This window comes from Bradyrhizobium sp. USDA 4454 (assembly GCF_054822705.1).
The window spans coordinates 285,215-307,935 of the sequence record NZ_JBTRCN010000001.1 but is presented as its reverse complement, the minus strand read 5'-3'; the positions used below and the strand labels follow the sequence as shown (position 1 = coordinate 307,935).

General features: G+C 59.0%; 22 protein-coding genes. 15 read left to right on the top strand and 7 right to left on the bottom strand.

The features are described 5' to 3' along the window. Positions 1-18 precede the first annotated feature (18 nt). Positions 19-300: a hypothetical protein gene (locus ACVIW0_RS01425; protein WP_461350694.1), complete on the bottom strand. Its 282-nt coding sequence runs from the start codon at positions 298-300 to the stop codon at positions 19-21. A 661-nt stretch (positions 301-961) separates the two neighbouring features. Between ACVIW0_RS01425 and ACVIW0_RS01420 the strand changes: the two genes are divergently transcribed. Continuing rightward, a complete protein-coding gene (locus ACVIW0_RS01420) occupies positions 962-1,450 on the top strand; it encodes a deoxycytidylate deaminase (protein WP_461350693.1) in 489 nt (162 codons plus the stop codon). A 33-nt stretch (positions 1,451-1,483) separates the two neighbouring features. Here the strand turns inward: ACVIW0_RS01420 and upp (ACVIW0_RS01415) are convergent, their stop codons facing one another. From upp (ACVIW0_RS01415) to ACVIW0_RS01405, 3 genes are read right to left on the bottom strand one after another with little or no spacing between them, the layout of a single operon-like run. Continuing rightward, positions 1,484-2,113, bottom strand: coding sequence for a uracil phosphoribosyltransferase (gene upp / locus ACVIW0_RS01415; RefSeq protein ID WP_461350692.1), 630 nt, complete (start codon positions 2,111-2,113; stop codon positions 1,484-1,486). A 14-nt stretch (positions 2,114-2,127) separates the two neighbouring features. After that, positions 2,128-3,372 carry a URC4/urg3 family protein gene (locus tag ACVIW0_RS01410; RefSeq protein ID WP_461350691.1) on the bottom strand — a complete coding sequence of 415 codons (1,245 nt, stop codon included), beginning with the start codon at positions 3,370-3,372 and terminating at the stop codon, positions 2,128-2,130. An 8-nt stretch (positions 3,373-3,380) separates the two neighbouring features. Further along, positions 3,381-4,628 carry a GTP cyclohydrolase II gene (locus ACVIW0_RS01405; protein ID WP_461350690.1) on the bottom strand — a complete coding sequence of 416 codons (1,248 nt, stop codon included), beginning with the start codon at positions 4,626-4,628 and terminating at the stop codon, positions 3,381-3,383. Positions 4,629-4,947: 319 nt separating this feature from the next. Between ACVIW0_RS01405 and upp (ACVIW0_RS01400) the strand changes: the two genes are divergently transcribed. Next, on the top strand, positions 4,948-5,583 hold the full coding sequence (gene upp, locus ACVIW0_RS01400; RefSeq protein WP_461350689.1) for a uracil phosphoribosyltransferase: 636 nt from the start codon (positions 4,948-4,950) through the stop codon (positions 5,581-5,583). A gap of 28 nt (positions 5,584-5,611) precedes the next feature. Here upp (ACVIW0_RS01400) and atzD read toward each other — a convergent pair whose 3' ends face one another. Continuing rightward, positions 5,612-6,748, bottom strand: a complete 1,137-nt coding sequence (atzD, locus tag ACVIW0_RS01395) for a cyanuric acid amidohydrolase (RefSeq protein WP_461357212.1) — start codon at positions 6,746-6,748, stop codon at positions 5,612-5,614. A 354-nt stretch (positions 6,749-7,102) separates the two neighbouring features. Here atzD and ACVIW0_RS01390 point away from each other — a divergent pair, with 354 nt between their 5' ends. From ACVIW0_RS01390 to ACVIW0_RS01355, 8 genes are all read left to right on the top strand, one after another. After that, positions 7,103-8,137 carry an ABC transporter ATP-binding protein gene (locus tag ACVIW0_RS01390; RefSeq protein WP_461350688.1) on the top strand — a complete coding sequence of 345 codons (1,035 nt, stop codon included), beginning with the start codon at positions 7,103-7,105 and terminating at the stop codon, positions 8,135-8,137. A 17-nt stretch (positions 8,138-8,154) separates the two neighbouring features. After that, the gene (locus ACVIW0_RS01385) at positions 8,155-9,447 is read left to right on the top strand and encodes an ABC transporter substrate-binding protein (RefSeq protein WP_461350687.1); all 1,293 of its coding nucleotides are present in this window, start codon (positions 8,155-8,157) and stop codon (positions 9,445-9,447) included. 72 nt (positions 9,448-9,519) lie between these two features. Then, positions 9,520-10,401 carry an ABC transporter permease gene (locus ACVIW0_RS01380; protein ID WP_461350686.1) on the top strand — a complete coding sequence of 294 codons (882 nt, stop codon included), beginning with the start codon at positions 9,520-9,522 and terminating at the stop codon, positions 10,399-10,401. 1 nt (position 10,402) lies between these two features. Further along, positions 10,403-11,281, top strand: a complete 879-nt coding sequence (locus tag ACVIW0_RS01375; protein WP_461350685.1) for an ABC transporter permease — start codon at positions 10,403-10,405, stop codon at positions 11,279-11,281. A gap of 291 nt (positions 11,282-11,572) precedes the next feature. After that, positions 11,573-12,022 carry an Hsp20 family protein gene (locus ACVIW0_RS01370; protein WP_461350684.1) on the top strand — a complete coding sequence of 150 codons (450 nt, stop codon included), beginning with the start codon at positions 11,573-11,575 and terminating at the stop codon, positions 12,020-12,022. Positions 12,023-12,106: 84 nt separating this feature from the next. Then, positions 12,107-12,604 carry an Hsp20/alpha crystallin family protein gene (locus ACVIW0_RS01365; RefSeq protein WP_461350683.1) on the top strand — a complete coding sequence of 166 codons (498 nt, stop codon included), beginning with the start codon at positions 12,107-12,109 and terminating at the stop codon, positions 12,602-12,604. Between the two features lie 82 nt (positions 12,605-12,686). After that, positions 12,687-13,220 (top strand): hypothetical protein, encoded by a 534-nt coding sequence (locus ACVIW0_RS01360; RefSeq protein WP_461350682.1) that lies wholly within the window; start codon positions 12,687-12,689, stop codon positions 13,218-13,220. A gap of 837 nt (positions 13,221-14,057) precedes the next feature. Further along, positions 14,058-14,483 carry a hypothetical protein gene (locus tag ACVIW0_RS01355; protein ID WP_461350681.1) on the top strand — a complete coding sequence of 142 codons (426 nt, stop codon included), beginning with the start codon at positions 14,058-14,060 and terminating at the stop codon, positions 14,481-14,483. Between the two features lie 96 nt (positions 14,484-14,579). On the opposite strand, the gene ACVIW0_RS01350 is transcribed toward ACVIW0_RS01355, so the two are convergent. Next, positions 14,580-14,957: a hypothetical protein gene (locus ACVIW0_RS01350; protein WP_461350680.1), complete on the bottom strand. Its 378-nt coding sequence runs from the start codon at positions 14,955-14,957 to the stop codon at positions 14,580-14,582. Positions 14,958-15,232: 275 nt separating this feature from the next. Between ACVIW0_RS01350 and ACVIW0_RS01345 the strand changes: the two genes are divergently transcribed. Both ACVIW0_RS01345 and ACVIW0_RS01340 read left to right on the top strand, forming a co-directional pair. Beyond that, positions 15,233-15,805 carry a hypothetical protein gene (locus ACVIW0_RS01345; RefSeq protein ID WP_461350679.1) on the top strand — a complete coding sequence of 191 codons (573 nt, stop codon included), beginning with the start codon at positions 15,233-15,235 and terminating at the stop codon, positions 15,803-15,805. A 216-nt stretch (positions 15,806-16,021) separates the two neighbouring features. Then, positions 16,022-16,285, top strand: coding sequence for a hypothetical protein (locus ACVIW0_RS01340; RefSeq protein WP_461350678.1), 264 nt, complete (start codon positions 16,022-16,024; stop codon positions 16,283-16,285). A gap of 98 nt (positions 16,286-16,383) precedes the next feature. Here ACVIW0_RS01340 and ACVIW0_RS01335 read toward each other — a convergent pair whose 3' ends face one another. Next, positions 16,384-19,722 (bottom strand): AAA family ATPase, encoded by a 3,339-nt coding sequence (locus tag ACVIW0_RS01335; RefSeq protein ID WP_461350677.1) that lies wholly within the window; start codon positions 19,720-19,722, stop codon positions 16,384-16,386. 108 nt (positions 19,723-19,830) lie between these two features. On the opposite strand from ACVIW0_RS01335, the gene ACVIW0_RS01330 reads away from it, so the two are divergent. From ACVIW0_RS01330 to ACVIW0_RS01320, 3 genes are read left to right on the top strand one after another with little or no spacing between them, the layout of a single operon-like run. After that, the gene (locus tag ACVIW0_RS01330) at positions 19,831-20,874 is read left to right on the top strand and encodes a radical SAM protein (protein WP_461350676.1); all 1,044 of its coding nucleotides are present in this window, start codon (positions 19,831-19,833) and stop codon (positions 20,872-20,874) included. 4 nt (positions 20,875-20,878) lie between these two features. Beyond that, positions 20,879-21,112, top strand: a complete 234-nt coding sequence (locus ACVIW0_RS01325; protein ID WP_461350675.1) for a PqqD family protein — start codon at positions 20,879-20,881, stop codon at positions 21,110-21,112. An 11-nt stretch (positions 21,113-21,123) separates the two neighbouring features. Then, positions 21,124-21,660 carry a hypothetical protein gene (locus tag ACVIW0_RS01320; RefSeq protein WP_461350674.1) on the top strand — a complete coding sequence of 179 codons (537 nt, stop codon included), beginning with the start codon at positions 21,124-21,126 and terminating at the stop codon, positions 21,658-21,660. Positions 21,661-22,721: the final 1,061 nt, after the last annotated feature.

The window sequence follows — 22,721 nt, the reverse complement described above, 5'->3', positions numbered from 1 at the left end:
CGGAACGGGAGAGTCCCGCTAGCGGCGATCATAGGACCATCCGAATACGCCGCTCCGGCGTACTTCCGGCTCTTCCGCAGATGGCGGTGCTGCCGGAGCCGCCGCCTGTGGAGCAGCCGGTGCCGGTAAGTTTTCGCACTTCAGCGAGTAGACCAGTTCGCCCTTCGCGGTACGGCCGATCGGGGTGCAATCGTCCGCCGACGACGCGCCCGGCTTCGCGGCCGGCTTGATTGTCGCCGGCTTGGTCTGCGCCCAGGCGGGCGCCGTCAGTAACAGCAGGACGGCCAGGACCTTTTTCATGAGCGGATCTCGAACACGGTTTATTGAAGCTGATCGGGTCGCCAAAGTCCACGGTAACGCACGGCCACTAGTGCCGATTATTTAGTCGTGACCAAGAAATTTGCTCGCTACTTCGTGACTCCCCCCGCCATCGCGACCGGGCACGTGAAGACATAGGTCACAAGTAGATTCGACGGCCAGCGAATTGGCCATCGAACGAAAAAATCGGCAAGGGAGAAACGACATTGCCCAGAATTCTGCTTACCGCACTCAGTTCGGTTCTCATCAGCACGGCGTTGGTTCAGTTCGCGACTGCGGCCGAGCGTCATCGCATCAAACCGCACCGGGCCGTCACGACCCAGGCCCAGGCGCCGGCGCGCAACCTTGACGCCTATGCGGCCTGGCCACGAGCCACACCTGAAGCATACGAGGGCACGTCGAGCTACTATAGTGGCGGCTATTCGGCCCCGGCAGGGCACTGACCGTTGCAACCGATCGGAAAGGCCGACCCTCTCGACGGGTCGGCCTTTGGCCAAGGCAATCCCGCGGCCCGCCGACCGTCGATCGGGATCGGCTGGTATTGCCGGCGAGATCCGGCGACCTCCCAGCAGGAGGCGTCAGGACTATTGACTGGCCCTGGCAGCTGTTTGATGCTGGCCCTACGGTAACGGGGTCGGACGAATTGCGAGACAGCAAATGGGACGAGCGGTTCATGCTTCTGGCGCACCATCTGGCGCACTGGAGCATTGAAAAGGGACGCCGGGTCGGCGCCGTCGTGGTCGGACCCGATCATGAAATACGCTCGACCGGCTACAACGGCTTGCCGCGCGGGGTCAACGATGCGGTGGAAGAGCGACATTCCCGCATCACCGGCGCAAAGTACGTCTGGAGCTGCCATGCCGAGCAGAATGCCATTTTCAATGCGGCACGCATCGGGATAGCGCTCAAGGGTTGCACGATCTACGTTCCCTGGTTTCCCTGCGTGGAATGCACGAAAGCGATTATTCAATCGGGCATATCGGAGGTCGTTGGTTATGAACCGGACCAGCCCAATTCGAATTGGGCTCAGGATTTTGCGATTGCCGGCACGATGCTGAAGGAAGCAAACGTCGTCGTTCGGTTCATACCGAGGCTCGCAGAGCTGCCGGATGTATCCGAAGAAGAGAATTGATCACGCAGCCTTTCGATACGCCGCCAGACGTGACTATCGAGTACCATAGGCACGGTCACCCGCATCGCCAAGGCCCGGCAGGATGAAGGCGTTCTTGTCCAACCCTTCGTCGATCGCCGCAAGCCAGATCGGAACATCCGGGTGAATGCCGCGCATGCGTTCGACCCCTTCGGGCGCGGCGATCAGGCTGACGAGCCGGACGTCATTGGCACCGCGCTCCTTCAGCCGATCCACCGCCGCGACAGACAGATTTGCTGTCGCCAGCACCGGGGAAATCACGATCACGAGTCTCTCGTGCAAATCGCTCGGGGCCTTGAAAAAATACTCCACGGCCACGAACGTCTCGGGTTCACGATAGAGGCCGATGTGGGCGACACGCGCAGTCGGCACGAGGTCAAGCATGCCTTCCGCAAAGGTGACGCCGGCGCGCAGCACCGGCGCGAACACCAGCTTCTTTCCCGATATCTCCGGCGATTTCATCTTCGCCAGCGGCGTCTCGATCTCGACATCGGCCAGCGGCAGGTCGCGGGTCACCTCGTAGCACAGCAGCATCCCGATCTCCTTGAGGAGTTCGCGAAACGACTTGGTCGAGGTTTCCTTGTTGCGCAACAGGGTCAGCTTGTGCTGCACCAGCGGATGGCTAACGATCGTGACGCCTTCCATACCGAGTCTCCGCCTTAAAGCACTGTGCCATCGCTGACAATCTTGAACGGAGGCGACGCGTCGGCGCGGCGTTCGCGCGCCAGTCGTCGGCCTGCAGCCCAGGTTCCGCCTTCGAGGATTTTCGCCAGCGGCAATGCCTTTGCGTCGAGCCCCAGGCGCCGGCGCACATTGTCCGCGACGCGGTCGAGCAACGCGACCGTCAGCCCCCGCCACTCCACCACGAGCGGCGACGCGACATCGTGCTCCCGCAATGCATCGCTGTCGTCGCGGAATGTCAGCACGCCATTGTCGATGAAGAGACCGCCGTTGCGGTACTCGGCAAGGCCGGTCAGCCCGTCGATATCGGTCACGGCAATGCCGGCATTCTGCAGCGGCTCGATCAGCGAATAGGCCAGCCATTGCGAGAGCTTGTGCAATGGCATGAGCTGGCTGGTCGCATCCCCGGTGGTCAGCACCGGATGCTTCCAGCAATCACCGAGTGCGATTCCGCCGAGCGTCAGCCGCGACGGCCAGATCGGCCCGAACTCCATTAGCAGTTCCGACAATATCGCAGAGGCCGGAAGCCTGCGATCGTCGGCAACCGATGCCAGCCGGTCGAACAGCCCGCCGGGCCGCGGCGTATCGAAGCGTCCGAAGACAGCCGGCTTCGAGGCCAGCAGCCGGCCGAGGCTACGCAACAAGTTCACCCGGCCTTCAATGCCGACCAGCGGATTGGTGTCCGAGACCTGCATGCCGCGTGCGAGGTCCGCGACGGACAGATTGGCAAGCACGTCGGCATCAGCTCGCAGCGGCTGCCGCGGGTCCGACGAGAATGCGCCAGCGGCGAACATCTCAAGGCTGGCCAGTCCCAATCCTTCCGAGCGGCCGATGGCCAATCCGGTCACCGGGTCGCGGTAACGCCATGACGGCCCGGCGCCGGCGTCCAGAAAGACGCTGACCATGGCCAGATCGAATTCGGCACGCGCCCGTCTCGCGCGATCCGGCCATGCGACCTGGCCGGCCAGGCCCGCCCAGCGATCGACACCATTCACGGAGAAATGCCGCCAACGCGCATGAAACGGAACGGCGAGTGAAGGATACGCCTCTCGTGTGGTCTGCACAACCAGTTCGGCCGTCGCGTCCATCCGGTCGAGGCGGACCCGGAAGTTCGGGAGCCGGTCCTCAAGGCCGATGGCAAGAAGCCGATGCGCGCGCTCCCGCACCGCCCCGGCATTGAGCAACGATAGGGCCGCTGCCGTCTCGGACTTCACGGAGGACATGGCCGCGCTCAATATTTGTCGAGAGACCGGCCGACGAAGTCGCGCTGGGTAGGCTCTTCCGGCGAGTAGTAGCCGGCAGCCTTCTTGGCAACGATTTCGACCTGGGCATCCGCCGGGACCAGCTCGTCGGGGATCGGTACGCGCTCGACGATGTCGATGCCCTGGCTCACCAGCGCATCATATTTCATGTCGCTCATGGAGACGAAGCGATCGATGCGCTGCAGTCCGAGCCAGTGCACGACGTCCGGCATCAACTGCTGGAAGCGGGCATCCTGCACGCCCGCAACGCATTCGGTGCGCTCGAAATACTGGGCGGCGGCATCGCCGCCCTCCTGCCGCTTGCGCGCATTGTAGACCAGGAATTTGGTTACCTCGCCGAGGGCGCGGCCTTCCTTGCGGTTGTAGATGATGATGCCGAGCCCGCCGGTCTGTCCGGCGCGCACGCATTCCTCGATGCCGTGCAGCAGGTATGGGCGGCAGGTGCAGATGTCCGAGCCGAATACGTCGGAGCCGTTACATTCGTCATGCACGCGGCAGGTGATGCTGGTGCGATGGTCCGGCAGCTTGGCGACATCGCCGAACAGATAGGCCGTGGTGCCGCCGATCGGAGGCAGGAACACATGGAGGTCAGGTCGCGTCACCAGCTCCGGAAACATGCCGGCCGTCTGCTCGAACAACTGCCTGCGCAGATTGCTTTCGGTCGTGGCGAAGCGCGCTGCGATTCCCGGAAGATACCAGACCGGGTCGATCGCGATCTTGACGACGGAGACGCTTCCCTCCTCGTGAACGACGGCGCCGTCGCGCTTCAGCCGCCCGGCGGATATCGCAGCTCGCAATTCGGGCAAGTCGAGGCGGGCGCGGGTGATCGCGATGCTCGGACGGATATCGACGCCCTCCGCGATCTCTTTCGCGAACGCCTCTGCGGCCAGGTGCCCCCACGGATCAAGCGAGACGATCCGGTTCGGATCCGTCCATTGCCGGAATGGCCCGATCGTGGCCGCAGGTTGCGTGTTGGTCAGGTCCGGACGCCGGATCGGGTCGAGCGCGCCCGAGGAGACCGCCAGCGCCCGGTAGATCGAATAGGAGCCGCTATGAGTGCCGATGACATTGCGCTGCTGCGGGCGTGAGACCGTCCCAATCACTGGCCCGCGTTCACGCGCCGTGGCTGCTCCCCAATGAATCGGGAATTCGACCTTCGCGCCCGGCGCCGGATGGGACGTAATCCGGATGTGATCGGTTCGATTGGAATGAGTCATTGTTACGCACCAACACATGGCGCCTGTCCGCCGGGCAAAAGCCCGGTTACCGGCAGCCGAAGGATTCTCCAGTATGTTCCAATCCCGGCTGAACACAACAGGCGCATTAGTGGTAAGGTTTACGACGCTATCACGACCCCGTGGAGCAGGACCTGCCCCTCTCTTCCGCGCCATGAACGAAGGGGCGATCGGCGGCCGGAAACGGCCAGGTCATCCGCCCACCCTGCGCTGAGCCGCCGGGATCGGTGCCTATATCTCGGGCAAAGCGGGCACGCCACTTGCACGCTATTCCGCGCGCGCAACCAGATAGGGTGATCCCATGAGCAAAGAAAGCGTGAACCTCGTCAGCCATCCCCTGGTCCAGCACAAGCTCTCGCTGATGCGCGACAAGGATCGCTCCACCAAGGGGTTTCGCGAGCTTCTGAACGAGATTGGAATGCTGCTTTGCTATGAGGTCACCCGGGACTTGCCTCTGGAGATGGTCGACATCGATACGCCGGTCGCCGCGATGAAGGCCCCCAAAATCGCAGGCAAGAAACTCACGCTCGCTCCAATCTTGCGGGCAGGTGTCGGATTTCTCGACGGGATGCTGGCGCTCGTCCCATCGGCGCGCGTGGCACATATCGGCCTTTACCGGGATCCGCAGACGCTTCGAGCCGTGGAGTACTTCTTCAAGGCGCCGCAGGATGTGTCGGAGCGCATCGTCATCCTGCTGGATCCGATGCTTGCGACGGGAAATTCAGCCTGCGCCGCAGTCAGCCTGCTCAGATCGCGAGGCGCCCGGGATATCAGGTTCGTCTGCCTGCTCGCGGCACCCGAGGGGATCGCCCGATTCCAGAACGAGTGTCCCGACGTGCCGATCTGGACTGCCGCCATCGACGAGAGACTGAATGATCACGGCTACATCGTGCCGGGCCTGGGCGATGCCGGGGACAGAATGTTCGGCACGCGGTAGACGTGAGGTATCACTAAAAGCCCAATCGTCAGTCGGATCGATCGTCCAGCAGCCGGGCGATCACGGCTACGGGCCCGCCACCGGACGGACCCTGATGCTCGGCTCCGCCGGAAACATAGACGGCGCCGGTTCCCGACAGACCACCAATCAATCCGCCGACCGCCGCGCGCGCGTGTCGGGTCGAACTGATGTCCGTATCTTCAAGCATGACGTGACGAAATCCGCGGATGCTGCCGCTTGGCGCGGCTTCCGCCTTGGCGAAGATGTTGACGAGCTGGCGGGTCGCCGTCGACGATTTGGAGTCGTGTTCGGTATGCAGTCCCACGCTTTTCAATGCATCGATCACGGCTGCGGAATCGATCGCGTCGCGCATCACGGCGTGTCCGATCGCGAACGGGGCGGCCGACGACGCCGAATTGCCTAGCACAATGACCACATTATGCATCAGCTCGATGCCTGCCGACGTGGACGCAACCGACGAGAACAGATCGAACCGCCGAAGAACGTCGTCGTCCCCAATCTCGCCCTCGATCTCGCCAAGCGCGACGGCGACCCCCAATGCCGATGCGCCACGCGAGTACGCCATCGAACCGTATGCGCTGTTGGTCGCGGTCTCATGGCCCCGCGCCATCGCCGCCTCAATGCGGTCGCTTGTCAGAAGCGGGCACTTGATCTGTACGAAATGAACGTCCTGTGGATCGACGATCGCAGCTTGGGCCATGGCGGCGGCGACTACCCTTGCCGTCTCCCTGATCTGCGCGCTGCGCCCGATCTCCTCGGGCAGGAAATCCCGCGTGTGTGCCATCCCGATGCTGAGTCGCTTGCCGGAAATGGCCTCAGACCCGCGATCGGCGACATCGTCACGGGTGAAGACGGTGAGATGTGGGCTGAGCACACCTTCCGTACCACCCGACATCACAAACGCGATCCGTTGCTCGACATGCTGCGGCGGCAGATCGACATAGGGAGCCAGGGCGGCGCTGAGCGCCGAAACGGCGTATTCGCGCGTGAAATCGTTGACGCCACCATTGCCCTCGGTCTTGCCCAATATCGCGACAATCGACCTCGGATCGATCTTGCCTAGCTGGATCAGGCTCAGCAGCCCCGAGACATCACCGGGCCCATTGGTGGAGATACGAACGACGTTGACCGATTTTGTGCGCATGCGCTCCCCTTGCAAATCTTCGGCCGACGAAACGGTCAGGCCGACCATAACGAGCGTCGATGCCTCCGTGCGGCGGAAAAACCGTGATCACATCAGATCGTCTTGCCGATAGAGATGTTTTTCGACACGGCCCAGCCGCTTCCGCTCAGGCACAGGCTGAGGAAGCTGGGTAACGGGGACAATTGAGCTCCGATTTTGGTCGCAATGGCGCGGTCGGCTTGCCGACCAGCAGGATTTGCCCAGTTTCTGTCTCATGTGTCGCAATTTTTGGCACATCTGTTGCATTCCAACCCCGGATAGCACCACGGGCGCAAGGTCGCTCTGGGGCTCGGTAGACCATGCGGAATGGTGCGGATGACAACGACGGCGGCGCTCGAACTGGTACAATTGACGAAGATGTATGGCGGCATCACCGCCGTTGACGCCATCAATCTCAAGATTCCTGCCGGCTCCTATTGTTGCCTGCTCGGGCCGTCGGGCTGCGGCAAGACGTCCACACTGCGGATGGTCGCCGGGCACGAGGCCGTCAGTTCAGGCGACATTCTGGTCGGTCCGAAAAATGTGACCAACCTGCCGCCCGCCGATCGAAGCACGGCGATGATGTTTCAGTCTTACGCTCTGTTCCCGCACCTCTCTGTCATCGACAACGTCAGCTTCGCCCTGAAAATGAAAGGCGTTGCCAAGTCGGCACGCCATGCCGAGGCCAGCAAGTTGCTCGAGCTCGTCGATATGCAGCCCTACGCGGCAAGGCTGCCGGGCCAGCTCTCCGGAGGCCAGCAACAGCGCGTGGCCCTCGCGCGCGCGCTGATCACCTCTCCCCAAATTTTGCTGCTGGACGAGCCGCTTTCGGCACTCGATCCGTTCTTGCGGCTGCGGATGCGCGCAGAATTGAAGAAGCTGCAGCGCGAGCTTGGGCTGACCTTCATCCATGTGACACATGGCCAGGACGAAGCGATGGCGCTCGCCGATATCGTGGTTCTCATGAACGGCGGCCGGATCGAACAGCAGGGCTCGCCGCGCGACATCTTCAACCACCCCCGAACCGAATTCACGGCGAAGTTCATCGGCGGCCACAACGTCATTGCTTTGAACCACGAGACCTTCGCCGTTCGGGTCGATCGGCTGATGCTGAAACGGCCGACCGATACCGTCGCCGGCCCATCGGTCACAGGCACGATCAGCGAGGTCGAATACCAGGGGACCTATGTCCGCGTCGTCATTGCCGTCGACGGTGGGCCCGAGATCTCGGCCCAGGTCACGGAGACTGAATTCGACGCAGCCAACTACACCGTCGGCGAGCGCGTTCTTGCCACATGGGACCCGATGCAGGCCAGCCTTCTGAAGTCCACCAGTTCAGCAACTATCCGGTCGCCTGAGAAGGCGGCCTGACACCCAGGGAGATCATCATGAGCAAATCCTCGAAATTCGATCGTCGCATCAGCCGCCGCACCGTGCTGAAGGGCGCGGCCGGCGCGGTTGGGCTCGCGGCGGGCTCCGGCGCTATTACCGGATTTCCTTATGTCCGTTCAGCCGATGCGAAAGTACTGCGTTATCTCGGAACGGCAGTGAACGAAGGTGACGAGATCTCGAAGAAATGTCTGGCAGATACCGGAATCAAGATCGAATACATCACCGCAACCACCGACGACGTGACCAAACGAGTGATCACCCAGCCCAACTCGTTCGATGTGCTGGATACCGAGTATTTCTCGCTGAAGAAGCTTGTGCCGTCGGGCAATATCTTTGCCCTCGACGCCAAGAAGATCAAGGAATTCGACAACATCACGCCGGTGTTCACTAAAGGTCAATTGCCGAACGGCAAGAAGATCGGCGACCAGGGCACCGCTCCCTGGAAGGTGCTCTATCTTGAGGGAGCGAACTCCAAGACCTTCTCCAAGACGCCGACCGAATTCGTGACGCTGATCCCCACGGTCTATAACGCCGACACGCTCGGCATCCGGCCCGATCTGATCAAGCGGCCGATTTCATCGTGGACGGAACTGCTCAATCCCGAGTTCAAGGGCAAGGCCTCGATCCTCAACATTCCCTCGATCGGAATCATGGATGCCGCGATGGTGGTCGAAGCCAGCGGCCAGCACACCTATGCCGACAAGGGCAACATGACGAAGGCCGAGATCGATCTCACCATGAAGATCATGACGGAGGCCAAGAAGGCCGGCCAGTTCCGGGCATTCTGGAAGGACTTCAACGAATCCGTCAACCTGATGGCATCGGGCGAAACCGTCATTCAATCGATGTGGTCGCCTGCGGTCACCAAGGTGCGCTCGATGGGGATCGCCTGCACGTTCCAGCCGCTCAAGGAAGGCTATCGCTCCTGGGCGTCAGGATTCTGTGTGTCGAAGGCGGTCTCGGGACCGAAGCTCGACTGGGCCTATGAATTCGTGAACTGGTATCTATCGGGTTGGGCAGGCGCCTATCTCAATCGCCAGGGCTATTATTCGGCGGTCCTCTCGACCGCCAAGGCCAACATGACGGCGGACGAATGGGGCTACTGGATGGAAGGCAAGGCCGCCGTCGGCGACATCAAGGCGCCCGACGGCACGATTCTCGAGAAGGCCGGCGCCACGCGCGATGGAGGCTCCTACGACGACCGCATGGGCGCCGTCGCCTGCTGGAACGCCGTGATGGACGAGAACGACTACATGGTGCGCAAGTGGAATGAATTCATAGCTGCTTGATCCAATCCAGAAGGACTTGCCGGGCCAACGCGCACGGCAAGTCCTTTCGCCATCACTGCGATTGGCCTCTCAATGATTCAAGACCGCAAGACCTTCGTTGCATGGCTTCAGGCCGCACCGATGATGCTCGTTTTCTCCGTGTTCTTCCTGCTGCCGTTACTCTTCGTGACGATCGTCAGCGCGTGGGACTACAACGAATATGAAATGATCCCCGCGTTCAGCCTGCGTGGCTACAGCGATACGTTCGAGGGATGCATTGCCGATCTGCCCAACCTCTGCACGATCCTGAAGACCTATTTGAAGACCCTGAAATTATGCCTGCTGACCTGGGTCCTGACCCTTCTGATCGGGTTTACCGTCGCCTATTTTCTTGCGTTTCACGTCCGGTCGAAAACCTGGCAGATCGTACTCACCCTGCTTTGCACCATCCCGTTCTGGACGTCGAACGTGATCCGCATGATTGCGTGGATTCCGCTGCTTGGCCGGAACGGTCTGGTCAACAGGGGCCTCGAGGGTGCCGGGTTGATCCACCAACCGCTGGAGTGGCTGCTGTTCTCGGAGTTTTCCGTCGTGCTTGCCCTCGTGCATCTCTTCACGTTCTTCATGGTGGTGCCGATCTTCAACTCGATGATCCGCATCGACAGGCGATTGATCGAAGCCGCCTATGATGCCGGCGCGACCGGTTGGCAGACGCTGGTAAACATCATCATTCCCCTGGCAAAGCCCGGAATCGTCATCGGCTCGATCTTCGTGATCACAATCGTGATGGGTGATTTTGTCACGATAGGGGTGATGGGCGGCCAACAGATTGCATCTGCCGGCAAGATTATCGAGGCGCGTCTGAATGCGCTGCAATTCCCGGCGGCTGCAGCCAATGCGGTGATCCTGCTCGGCATCACGATCCTGATTATTTCGGCGCTGACCCGGATCGTCGATATTCGCAAGGAGCTGTGAGATGGGCGAGAAGCGACCGCGATCCTTCTATCTCCTCGCTGCGTTTTTCGCCGCCTACGTCCTGTTTCTCTATGGTCCGATGTTCGCGATCTATATCTTGTCGTTTCAGGGACCCGACGGCGGCCTGACCTTTCCCATGAACGGCGTGTCCCTTGTGTGGTTCGGCAAGGTGTTCTCCGGTTCGGGCATCGTCGACATCGGGGCGGCTTTCAAGCGATCGCTGCAGCTCGGCCTCGTCGTCATGGTGTGCACGGTCGTTCTCTCCGTGTCGGCCGGCATGGCCTTCCGCAGATCGTTCCGCGGCGCGACCTTCCTGTTCTATGTTGCGATCGCAAGCCTGATCATGCCGTCGATCATTACCTCGCTCGGCATCGCCCTGGAATTCCGCCTGCTTGACGATTTCATCATCAAGAGCGGGGTCGGAGATTGGACAACGGCCATGGGACTGTTCACGTCCGGCCTTGGCGCGCATCTGACCTGGACCCTGCCATTTGGCCTGCTGATCATGTTTGCGATCTTCAACAGATTTGACAGCCGGCTCGAAGAGGCTGCACGCGACCTTGGCGCAACGCCTTGGCAGACATTTCGGCACGTCGTGCTGCCGATCATACTGCCGTCGGTCGTCGGTATCGGTCTGTTTGGATTTACCTTGTCCTGGGATGAGCTCGCACGCTCAAGCCAGACCATCGGCTCCGTCAACACACTGCCCCTTGATCTGCAGGGCCTGACGACCACCGTCACAAAGCCGGACATCTATGCGCTCGGAACGCTGACGAGTGCCGTTTCCTTCCTCGTCATTTTCCTGGCGCTGGTCGTCATTCTCGTGCTTCAGGCCCGGCAACGACGTCACGGATCGGACGCAGGCCAGGGAATGCTGTAGCGCCGAGCTCGCGCATATTGTGGTCAAACCAAACGGTGCCCGACGGCGATTCGGGCAACTGCACGAATCTGGTTCCGGTGCGGATCGGGACGGCCGAACGAAGGCAACGCCGAAAAATTTTTGCCGGAACCCTTGAAACTGGGTGCCGCTCTTCTAACTGGATTTTTGCCGTCTACGGGCGGTGCCGAGCGCCAGGTTGGGCTCGGCAGAGCGAACAGGGCGCCGGACAGGTGTCTTGCACGAATGTCTTGCGCTCCTTCGTATCCATTTTGCTCTTAGGAGGACTTGGCTATGAGGACATACGACTTCACTCCCTTGTGGCGTTCGAGCATTGGATTCGACCGCCTCTTCGATCTTCTCGACGAGACCCAACATCGCTCCGAAGACAATTACCCGCCCTATAATATCGAGCGGCTCGGAGAGGACCGTTACCAGATCTCGGTGGCGCTGGCCGGCTTCGGCCAGGACGAGGTTTCAGTGACGGCCGAGCAGAACGTACTGACCGTGGAGGGTCGCAAGAGCGACAAGAACCAGCGCGAATACCTCTATCAAGGTATCTCGGCGCGTCCGTTCAAGCGACAGTTCAACCTTGCCGACTACGTGCAAGTCAAGTCGGCCACGTTCGACAATGGTCTGCTGCGGATCGAGCTCGTGCGCGAAATCCCCGAGGCCATGAAGCCTCGGCGTATCGCCATCGGAAGTGGCGCTCCTGCCGGACAAATCACGCAGAAGGCGGCCTGAGCCCGCTTCTTATGGGTCAAAAACACGCACGGACGTTAACCGTCCGTGCGCTGACCACCTGCATGTCAAGTCAAGGAGGATATCATGGGTATTCGGGATCTCGTTCCCTGGACCAAAGGGCAAGAACTCTCAACCGGACGAGAGGCGTTCGATCCGTTTCTCACGCTTCACCGCGAGATGAACCGTCTGTTCGATGACGCCTTCCGCGGCTTCGGCTCATTCGGTCGCATCAACGCTCCGTTGATGGAGGGCCAGTTTAGCTGGCCGCGCCTGGAACTGAATGAAACCGATAAGGAGGTTTCGGTTTCCGCCGAGCTTCCAGGCCTCAGCGAAAAGGATGTCCAGGTTGAAATCGCCAATGGTATCCTTTCAATCCGGGGTGAAAGAAAAGCCGAACGCAGCGACGATTCCAAGTTCGTCAGCGAACGATACTACGGCTCCTTCGAGCGCCAGATACCGCTTGATGGCGTCGAGGAAGATAAGGCGAAGGCCCACTTCAAGGACGGCGTCCTCACCGTGACGCTGCCAAGGTCCGAGCAGTCAAAGCCGAACGTCAAGCGTATCGCGATCAACAGCAACTAAGGTCAGAGGCCGGCGGCGCATGACCGTCGCCGACCTTTTTGGCAACGCGTCTCCGGACGAAAGGAGAAACAGGAGGCACGACATGAGCCATGTCAATCGCAATGCCAACATCAATGAATCCCTTTTTCATTCAGTATCCCACTACAATTCACCCGCCGAAGTATTGAATGACGCGCGGCTCTCGACAGACGAGAAGCGCGTCATCCTATCGTCCTGGGCATCGGATATATACGTCGTCGAATCCCAGCCGACTCTTCGGGAGGTCCCCGGCATTCCGCATCGGTTGCTCCTTTCCGACATCCTGGCGGCGCTGAAGCGGCTGAACGACGAGGATGATCCGCCGCCGCGCGGTGGAATGGCAATGCAACCGCCTCGGCTGAACAAAGCGGCGCGCGCTGTTTGCGACTCGGAACGGCATTCGGCGACGCGGCGGCGTCGGCCGTTGAAAGTATCCCGCGCGGATGCTCGGTGGACTCGCGAAGCAAATGTAAGGCGATACCGACGGCTGTTGGACACTCAACTGACTGACGCCGAACGCAACTTCATCAGGCGGCGTCTTGTCGAGGAATTAAGGGGCTTGATCGCATCCAAGAGCGAGCGTCGTCGCACAAACTGAGCCCGGGAATCGCGCAGTGCATGATTGCGAAACTGTCGATGAAGGCAAGAAACGATGGCAGCAGATCCGCTAGCTCAAGCGAAGATGGGTGTGGAGGCTCTTGCGCTGTGTATCGCAGGCGTCTTGTGCGAACGCGATTCATCGCTTTTGCCGATATTCCAAGAAAGTGCGAGGACGCTTCATCGCATTCTCGATGATCGTGGAGATCACGAGGCGGCAGCAATGATTGGCGCATTTGGTCGAGCACTAATGAAACGCCCTCCAATCCCGAACTGACAATAGTGGCTCCCCAGAGGGGTTCAAAGAACGTTCCACCTAATTTAGTTGTCGCCCAGCGGGGTGCCCGCGGAAGGCGGTTGGGCCGCACGTACAACGAGCAATGTGGCCGCTGTCTCCGTCGCAAAATCCATCCTCCCCACCCACAGCGAAAAGTACGGCTTGCGCGAGGAATTGGCGCCACGTCGCGGAATTCCTCGGTGGACAGGCGGGAGATTCGAACAATCGGATACTGGGGAACACTGTAGCGTGAAAATGGCGGAGGGAGAGAATCTAGAAAGAAATTTGCTCTTCTGCTGCGGCTGGGGTGCCCTCGCTAGGGGAGAACATCCGAATCTCCAGGGCTCTCGGTATCACTTAGGCCATGCAAATTAGTCCCGAACCGCCAGCCCGGACAGTTGCTGCCGCTAAAGGAATGCGCTTGCAGTCTCGTAAGAGCGACCACTCATAAATCCGGTGATGTCCGCTTCCGAGGGCAAAGCCGACACGTGCCCTCTCCCCCGGTATGTCGCTTTGTGACCCGAAGCGGACAAGTCGCTGTCAGCCTGCTAAGCTGCAACTATGAAGAGAATCAACCTGCCATTTATCTCGGACCGGTATATCGGTTTTACTATCCCAGAAGGTGGCACCTATTACATCTGCGACCATGACGCGGTCTGGCTGATTACACTAGCGCCGGAGCTGATCGTCCACGAAACCGACATCAACCCTTACAACTTCGTTGAAGGCCGGAGGGACTTCTTGGGCTTGGTTTTCGACGGACTGGAAGCGAATGCACCACTCCTGCGCGTTGGTCAAAACACGATTGCTTACGTCTTCGATCCGGAGGCGGATAAGGTCGTTGTGAAGTATGTCGTTGCGGGGCAAGGTGGTGAGATCGAATTCCCGATCTTCTCGCAGTATTGGTTTTCCGCCTCCTTTTCGGATGATGGCCGCCACTTGATTTTGGCCGAGCCAGATAGCATCGCCATATACGAAACCACGTGAAGTCAGTTGAGAGGCCGTCGTGTGCTTCTGGCCCTTTACGGACATTGCGATCACGCTGGTCGATGTCGCCTTTTGACCCAAGACGGACCTGTGGGTTCAACTATTGAAGTCCAAGTGGTCCGGCTTCATTGCAAGCTCGATCCATTCGCCCAAGGACGAATAGCAGGCGGTTACCGGCCAGCGTGCGTCAATTTCTGGTCCGCCTTTCCACGTGAGATGAACCACCGCCACTTGGCCATCTTGGAGCTGGAACAACACGTCATCTTGGTCCCTGCGCATTGCGAGCGCGACAACGGACAATCCGACAAGCTGATGCCCAGGGGTAAGCTCTCGATGCAGCTCGCTTTCCAGTGCTTGCCGCTGTTCGTTGCTTTCAATCGGCATCCAAGGGTTAAGCCAATCAACGTCCTCGTTCTGCGTATTCATAATGCGCGCACCATCGATTTTTGCATCTAGGAGGAAGTCGGTCGCCATCGCGCCGCATGTCGGAGCCCGCCTCTGGGTTGCTTTTAACTTCTTACCGGCCCGTGCTCAATCGCCGGTGCGGACGGCAGCTTTTGGCCCGTGGCTGACCTCATCCCAGAACGCGGCGATGTCCGCTTCCGAGAGGTGACCTGACCAAGGGTTTGCTGGCTGCCGGAGCTGCCTTTGACCCGAAGCAGGCATTTAACAAAGCAACTCGACGAATTTCTAAGGAATTGCCGTATAGTCCTAACGGCTGAACTTGGGCGGTATTCAGAGGTCAAGGTATGCAAAACGCGACAGTGGCCTCGCTCGTATACGAGCTTCTGTTCGAAGTTTACCGAAAGATTGATCTCGACCGAAAGCAAGGTTGCCTCCAATCGCTTCCTGATGAAAACGGCACGTTGCATGAGGCGTTCTATGTTGAGGGTTCGGGGCACTGGGAATGGCCTGCCGGAGTGCTGAACCAAGTTGGTGCTCTGAAGCCGCTTTACGAGCCAAACCCGCCTCAGTGGACAACTCGCCTTCCCGGCCGATCAAAAATCTTTTTTGAACCCGTTATGACCTTAGACGAATGCGAGGCCGCTAACTTTCTGAAATTCGAGACTTTCGACAACTACTGCGTTGCGATGTTCTCCTTTGAGTACCTGCACAGCCATTTCGCGGACCGTGGAGGGTTGGTAAATCTCGACATTCGCTCGCATCGTTTTCTGAAAGCCGTTGCGTCGCAGGACGATATTTTCGCAATCGAGGGTCCCGACCGCGTCAGATTTGAAGAGGCGCGCTACCAAGAAAAAGTCCTGACCCGGTGGAGGGACGGACTGGATGATCGCAACATACGATCGAAGACGGAAGCTTAGCATGGAGGGGCGATCTAGAGGGAAGGTCCGGTAGTGGCCCGAGGCTGACCTCAGCCCGGAGGGCGGCGATGTCAACGCGTTCGGATTTTCGAGCGTGAACAATGAATGCTCGATTTCCGCCTCTGGCCCTTAGCGAGCATTTGCTTAATCACCTTTGACGTCTGCTCTTGAAGGCAATTCGGCCCTCGCTATTTCCGTAGGCCTCCTGTGATGACAATGACCCACACCGATGGGTCTTCTCCTACAACCGCGACTGCACCAAACATTTCGGCCGAGCTGGCGGCCGTCATGGGGCCGAACCTGGCGTCTGCGGTCGCCGAACAGACCTATGGCACCGACCATCTCGATCTGGTGTTGGCGGTCGGCTACGTCTCAAAACTGCTGCACAACGGCAAGGTCGTTGGCTATCTGGCAAAACACTTCCAGGAGCTACTATTTGAATTCCAACGGATCACGGAATCCGAGGCGACCGCGGCCTGACCACCCCTTTAATTAAATTGGCCGTAACATTAAATTCGCTCAACCGAGATTTCACATCTAGGTTTCTGACGATACGATGCCTGGCGAACAGGCAACAATTACTCTAGCGACGCACCTGCCAGGTCTAGGATCCGAGCCGCCTCGATCAGATCAGTAGTTCCGAAACCCTCAGCGATCTGGCCATGGAGCTGCTTTAACCGTTCCATACCGGTCCGATGGTTGCGACCAGTGGCGACCGAGACAAGGCTGAGCAAGGCTCGTAACTCCAAGGCATGGGCCCCTAGTCCGCGCGCGAGTGCGACAGCGGTAAGGAATTCTTTAGAAGCGCCTTCGCTGTCGCCATTAAGCGCGAGCAAAACCTCGCCCCGGATCCTATGCAGCTCCGGCTCGCAAAAGACGGTTTTGTTCGATGTCGTGATTGCAAGTGCTTCGTCGAGTAGTTTCAGTGCATTGTCCGGATCGCCTTTCGCCGCGAGCGTCTCGGCAAATAGCATCAAACCATACGGCCGGATGAGTTCAGCCCCAGTCGCGCGATAGTCGGCAAGCCCGTGTTCTATCTCGGCAACGCCTTCTGACAAGCGGCCCAGCCTGCCGATGGCCCAGCCGCGTAAAATCCGGCCCCAAGCGCTCCAATACGGGAAGCGAAAAGTTTGCCCGACCTGCATCGTGCGTTCGGCGGCTTCAAGCGTCTCAGCTGGCTCCCCTCGCGCCTGCCTGATCGAGGCGTCGAAGCTCAACGCGAAGCCGAGACTATGAGGGTGGTCGAGTTGAACGGCCCGATCGATCGCCTGCGCGCTGTCCTTGACGGCGCTGTCGGCCAAACCGATAAACCATTCGGTCCATGCGAGATTGCACTGCGCGAGGACGGCTGGGTCCGAGCCGTACTCGAACCGGTGATGGTGATGCTGATCTGGATCGTAGAGTTGAAGAGCTTCCTCCAGAGTTTTCTTCGCGACGTCGAATTTTCCTAGGTAGAAGAGTGTAAGCCCGAGCGGTCGCTTGGCTTGTAGCAAGAGTCCCCGGTCATCCGCCCGCTCTGCGCGTTCTATCAAACGCACCCCGAACTCGTGTGCCTTTTCGAGATGGCCGCGGACGATGCAGAACATCATGAGACCATAGAGGGCCCTGAAGAGTAGCTGATGCTCGCCGAGCCGTTCGCTCAATTCATACGCGCGGGTGAAGACCTCTTCGACTTGAGGTGCTGCGTTGCCCTGGGTGGCGAGAAGTTGAGAACCTCGATCTACCTCAAGCAACAGTTCTCTGCGGGCCCGCTCCGGGGTGTCGGGTAGACCGCGGAGGATGGCGAGAGCGTTCGCGAAATGACTTGCAGCCTCCACGTTTGCCGAACGCTCGGCGGCCTTTTTCCCGGCCGCCTCCCACTGCGATATCGCTGCCTCCGCGAGATTTGCTGCAGCGTAATGCTGCGCCAGCACTTCCGGCGTCGCCGCGACGATTTCTCGAAACTGCGTAGCGAGAACATCAGCGATCTTGCGATGCATTAGCCGGCGTTCGCTCTTGAGCAGGGAATCGTAGGCCGCATCCTGGATAAGCGCATGCCGGAAGGAATATTTGGCGTGTACGGGAACCCCATGCTGCTGGATAAAGCCCTCGTGGAGTAACTCGGCAAGTTGCTCTCGCAGGCTATGCTGGCTCTCGCCGGTTACGGCGCCGAGAACCTCGCTGTCGAAAGTCCGACCGAGGGTAGCGGCAACCTGGGCGAGCGGCTTTGCGACCTTCAGTCGATCAAGTCGTGCCGCTAGCGAGCCCCGCAGCGTGGACGGTATGCTGTCGACGACGGCGGTCAATCGAGCAGGATCTCCGTGCGCGGCCGAGAGATTTCCGGCGAGCACCGTCTTGGTCAACTCCTCGACAAATAGTGGAATACCACCCGTCTTAGCAACGATGTGCTCCACGATGTTTGCTGGTAACGGTGTCGCGCCCGCAACCTGTTCAATCAAGGTCCTGGCCTCGCTCGTGGAGAGATGACGCAGCCCAAGACGCGTGCCCTGCGATTCCAGCAACCATTCCGCCCTAAACTCGGGACGAAAAGTGAGGATGGCCATCGCGCGCCAATCCGGGAGTTGCCGAATAATGCGCTCGAGCAGACTATTGGTCGAAGCGTCTGCCCAATGCAGATCTTCGACAATAAAGACGATAGGATGTTGCTCAGATTGTCTCAGAAGCCATTGTGTAAGAAGATCGAGCAGAAGCTCTCGACGCTGCGATGGAGACAGTTCCCTCAAAGACAGGGGGACCGGCAACTCCAATAACTCGGCGATCAGCGGAACCGCCTCAGGCGTGATCGAATCCAATCCAGCGAAAGCACGCTGAAGGTTCGCAACCTTGTCCTCGACATCAGCGAGGCTATCCAAATTTACCACGCGGCGGATCATCTCGATGATGGGATAGAAGGCGCTCTCTCGATTATAGGCCGAACAGTAGCAGGTGAATGGCAAAAACGCCGATCCGTCTAGCATGTCTCGGAAATTGCGAACCAGCCGCGTCTTGCCCGCGCCGGCCTCGCCCGTGATAAGCACCAGTTGGCCTTCACCGCTTACGGCTTGAGAGAAACGGTCGCGCAAAAGCGCCAATTCCTCGCTACGCCCAACCATCTTCTGTCCGGCGCGAACGGCGTCGAAGGCAGGATCGACACGTTCGCCGACTACCTCAAAGAGGTTTATCGCGCCATGAGTGCCCCGGATCTCCTGCGGACCAAGGTCGCGAAGATCGAAGTTATCACCGATTAATTGCGCGGTCGCACCTGTTATCACCAGACTGTCCGGCGCAGCAAGTTGCTGCAGTCTAGCAGCAATATTTGGCGTCTCGCCGAGGATACCCATCGTTTCGAACGTGTCCGAGGATCTCAGGTCGCCCGCGATGACAATGCCCGTGTGCATGCCCATGCGCATATGGATGGGCGGCTCGCCGGACAATTCTTGCCTGTTGAGTTGCCTCATGCCGTCGAGCAGCGCCAGCGCCGCGCGCACGGCTCTTACGGGATCGTCTTCATGAGCGAGAGGAAAACCGAAGCACACAAGTATCCCGTCGCCGATATAACGAACGATCGTACCGTCAAATTGGCGAACCGCGTTCGCGCACGTGTCGCGATATTTGTAGATAATGTCTTTGAATTCCTCATCGTCAAGACAGACCGACAGATCAGTCGAACCGACCATATCGATGAAGAGCACCGTAACCTGACGTCGTTCAGGCCGCTGACCGCGGTCAGCGCCGCGCGAGGCGACAGGCGTCGGATGCTCAACCAATTGCCGAGTCAGCGAATGCTCCGCGAGCGGAGCACCGCACCCGCCGCAGAAACGGAATTCGGGCGGACTTTCGAATCCACAAACTTCACAACGCAAACTCAGCTTCGCGCCGCAACTTGGGCAAAAACGCGCATTCGTCGGAGCTGAGCAGCCGCAAGCAGAACAATGCATACGGGGTGACTGCTGGTTGCTATTGAAATAGTATTATGTCAGTTTAGCATCCCCGGCTTGTCCTAGATAGGCCTCGGAGTACTATCAGTCGCAGCGAGATGGGACGTCATGGCACCCATACAAAATCCGTTTGCGCTCAAGAAGCCCCTAAAGCTTTCAATTTGTTATACTGAAACGTGCAATCTCTCCTGCCAGCATTGCTACGCCGACTGCGCGCCCGAAAAGGCCGCGTCAGAATTGCGTAGCGAAGACTGGGCTCGCTTTTTGGACGAGATCGCGGAGCTGGGCGTGATCTACCTCTACATCGAAGGCGGGGAGCCATTTCACCGGCCGGATTTCTTGCCTTTCCTGGCCACAGCATCGAGCCGCTTCCTCACCGAGGTCCGCACCAATGGGACGCTTATCTCACCAGATCTTGCTCGCCAACTAAAGGATATCCACGTCGGCATCGTGCTTGTCGATATTCTTCACCCGAGCGCGGAGGTGCACGATGAATTGACGGGAACGCCCGGGAGCCACAAGCGTACCTGCGACGGCGTCAGATATATGCTTGACGCCGGCATCGAGGTACAGACTCTCACAATCCTCAATCGGAAGAATTTCGCCGACCTTCAAGGTTACATCGATCTAGCTCACAGGCTAGGGGTGAAGACGGCCGGCGTGTTGCGGCCTTATCCGCTCGGCCGATTAAAGTATCGCTGGGATGAATTCTCTCTGTCACTCGACGAGATGCATGCTGCACTGGACGCGCTCCGGTTACCATCAGGGATGAAGCTCATGCAATCCTGGCACCCACATAACGGCAATTCATGCTGGCAAATGGCTGCCGTGAACGCGTTTGGGGATTCGATCGGTTGCGCTTATCTGCGCGAGTACGTGAACTACGGCAACATCAAGCAAGTTTCCTTCATGACGACATGGGACCACCCGCTCTATCGCGAGTTGAGATTGGGCCAGGTCAAAGATAGCTGCCCCAGCTGTGCATCAAGTCAGGGATCACATGGCGGATGTCGTGCGACTGCCTATGCGTTTCACGGCGCTTGGGACGCGCCAGACCCATTCGACAAAGTATTGAATAAGGGAGTGGACCTCCGTGTCATACCCGAGTGGCTGCTACAATCGCGCCCCAAACCTCCGGGTGCGCCCCGTTAGCGAGATGAAGAGTTGCGTTGTGTTTAGGCCTAACCCGCCGAAGTTATTCATGCTGAACCTCAACGCATGGTTTATTCTCGAACTTTGCGACGGCCGAACCGCGGACCAGCTCACCGAGCGATATTGCAACCAAGTTGCCTCGCAAATGTCGGACGCAGATGCACGAGAAAACCTCGAGAACGGTCTTCAGAAGTTGCGAGAACAGGGGTTGATTGAATTTTCAGCAGAGAAGCATTGAGGAGCTTTAGTATGAATAGCATGGATCCGTCAGGGCTTGCCTCGAGCCTAATCGCTAGCGAAAAATTGACCCCGCCGACTGTTACGTCGATCGAACCGGAGGTGCGATCGGGCGGGTTTTTTCCATTTTGTGACTTGATCAAGCATGGCGAAGGTCAGCAGGAGATTGAGGACCTCCTCAATGAGAGCGTATTGCTTGGGTCGCTTGTGATTGAATGGGGCTACGATGTTCCATTCAATAAGCACGTTGACTTCAAGAATTGGCTGATTGCCAACGAAAGCAAGCTCGACGACGTGACGCCGGATGGTATTACATATCGCGGGACATATGCTGTTTCCGCGTCAAGCGAGAAAGGCAGTGGACTTTATCGAACGATCTGGGCGTTCAGGACGCTTCGGGCACTTGAAGTCTTCAATGACGAGATGCACTCCGCTTCCGACTTCTCTCGGTTGATTCACGATCTCTGCGACTACCGCGATCGTGATCGTGGCGCTGCCAATAGCCAACAGATCTATCAACCCGTGCGCTGCGCAGACCGATTGGGCTAAAATTGATCGGCGGCGAAGGGGATTGCCTCGCAAGAGGCGCCGCGCTCGCGGGATGCCGCGGCAGCAGTATAGCAGAGCGTTTGCGCGGCTTGATGAGTTCATCGCGCTACACCGCGCTGCGCCGCCAGCGGCAGCGCGGTGGACTCGGTGCTGATCAATGCATAACTCCGACACCAACGCACGTGATCCCCCTTCCGAAGGGCAATATCCATAAATGCTTCATGGATCGAATGCGAATTTCGCGTATCCGATGTTATGGAAGAAGTCGGCCGCTGGCCGACCAAAGTCCGTATCAGTGAAAGGCCACCCAGCTTCCCGCGCAAGAATCCAGGACGCGAGGCTGCGGTGCCGCACTGGTCGGGTAGCGATCGACGAGCTGGATTGTCTGCTGAAACATAGCTCTATGATTTTGGCAGCTTCCTCCACCCTGCACATTCTTGTCGATCTTCATCGGCCTTCGTCAACTCGGTAAGAAACCGAGTTCGAGCAGATAGCCGCGCAGCCGCCCAGGCCATCCGGAGCACCTGAATTTCCGTCGCCGCTCCCGAAGCAGCTTGCATCCCATCTCGAATTCGCTTCCTCACTTCAGGATCTGCCATTCGCTCCTTGGTGAGCCTGCTTATCTCGGCACTACGCGAGCGCATAAGTTCTGCCATGCGAGCCTTGGTTTCAGGCGAGTGTTTCCGCTTGATCATGCATATTCTCCGTCGTCCTAATGGACGCTTAGGTGTGGCTTTTTGTATTTAATTCCAGAACTTTGCGTACGAACCACCCACACCGGTCGGCAGAAACGGGGGCTTTAGAGTTTTTGACCCTCCCCTCCCTCCATCGTGGTACGTTTCACTTCGAGCTTCGTACGATCAGAGCGAGCCATAGTCCTATTATTCCCTCTTGCTTGGTGGTGAAGGTTGGAGCGGAGGACATAGGCGAGAAATCCCGACGCTCGCGCATCGAGACTCGTCCCATGTCCTCTGCGATCTTGCTAGGCGGAGCCAGGCCGTCGCTTTCAGACCCTGCGCATGCGATGGCGCTACGCAGGTCGCGTCTACTTGCAGCGACGT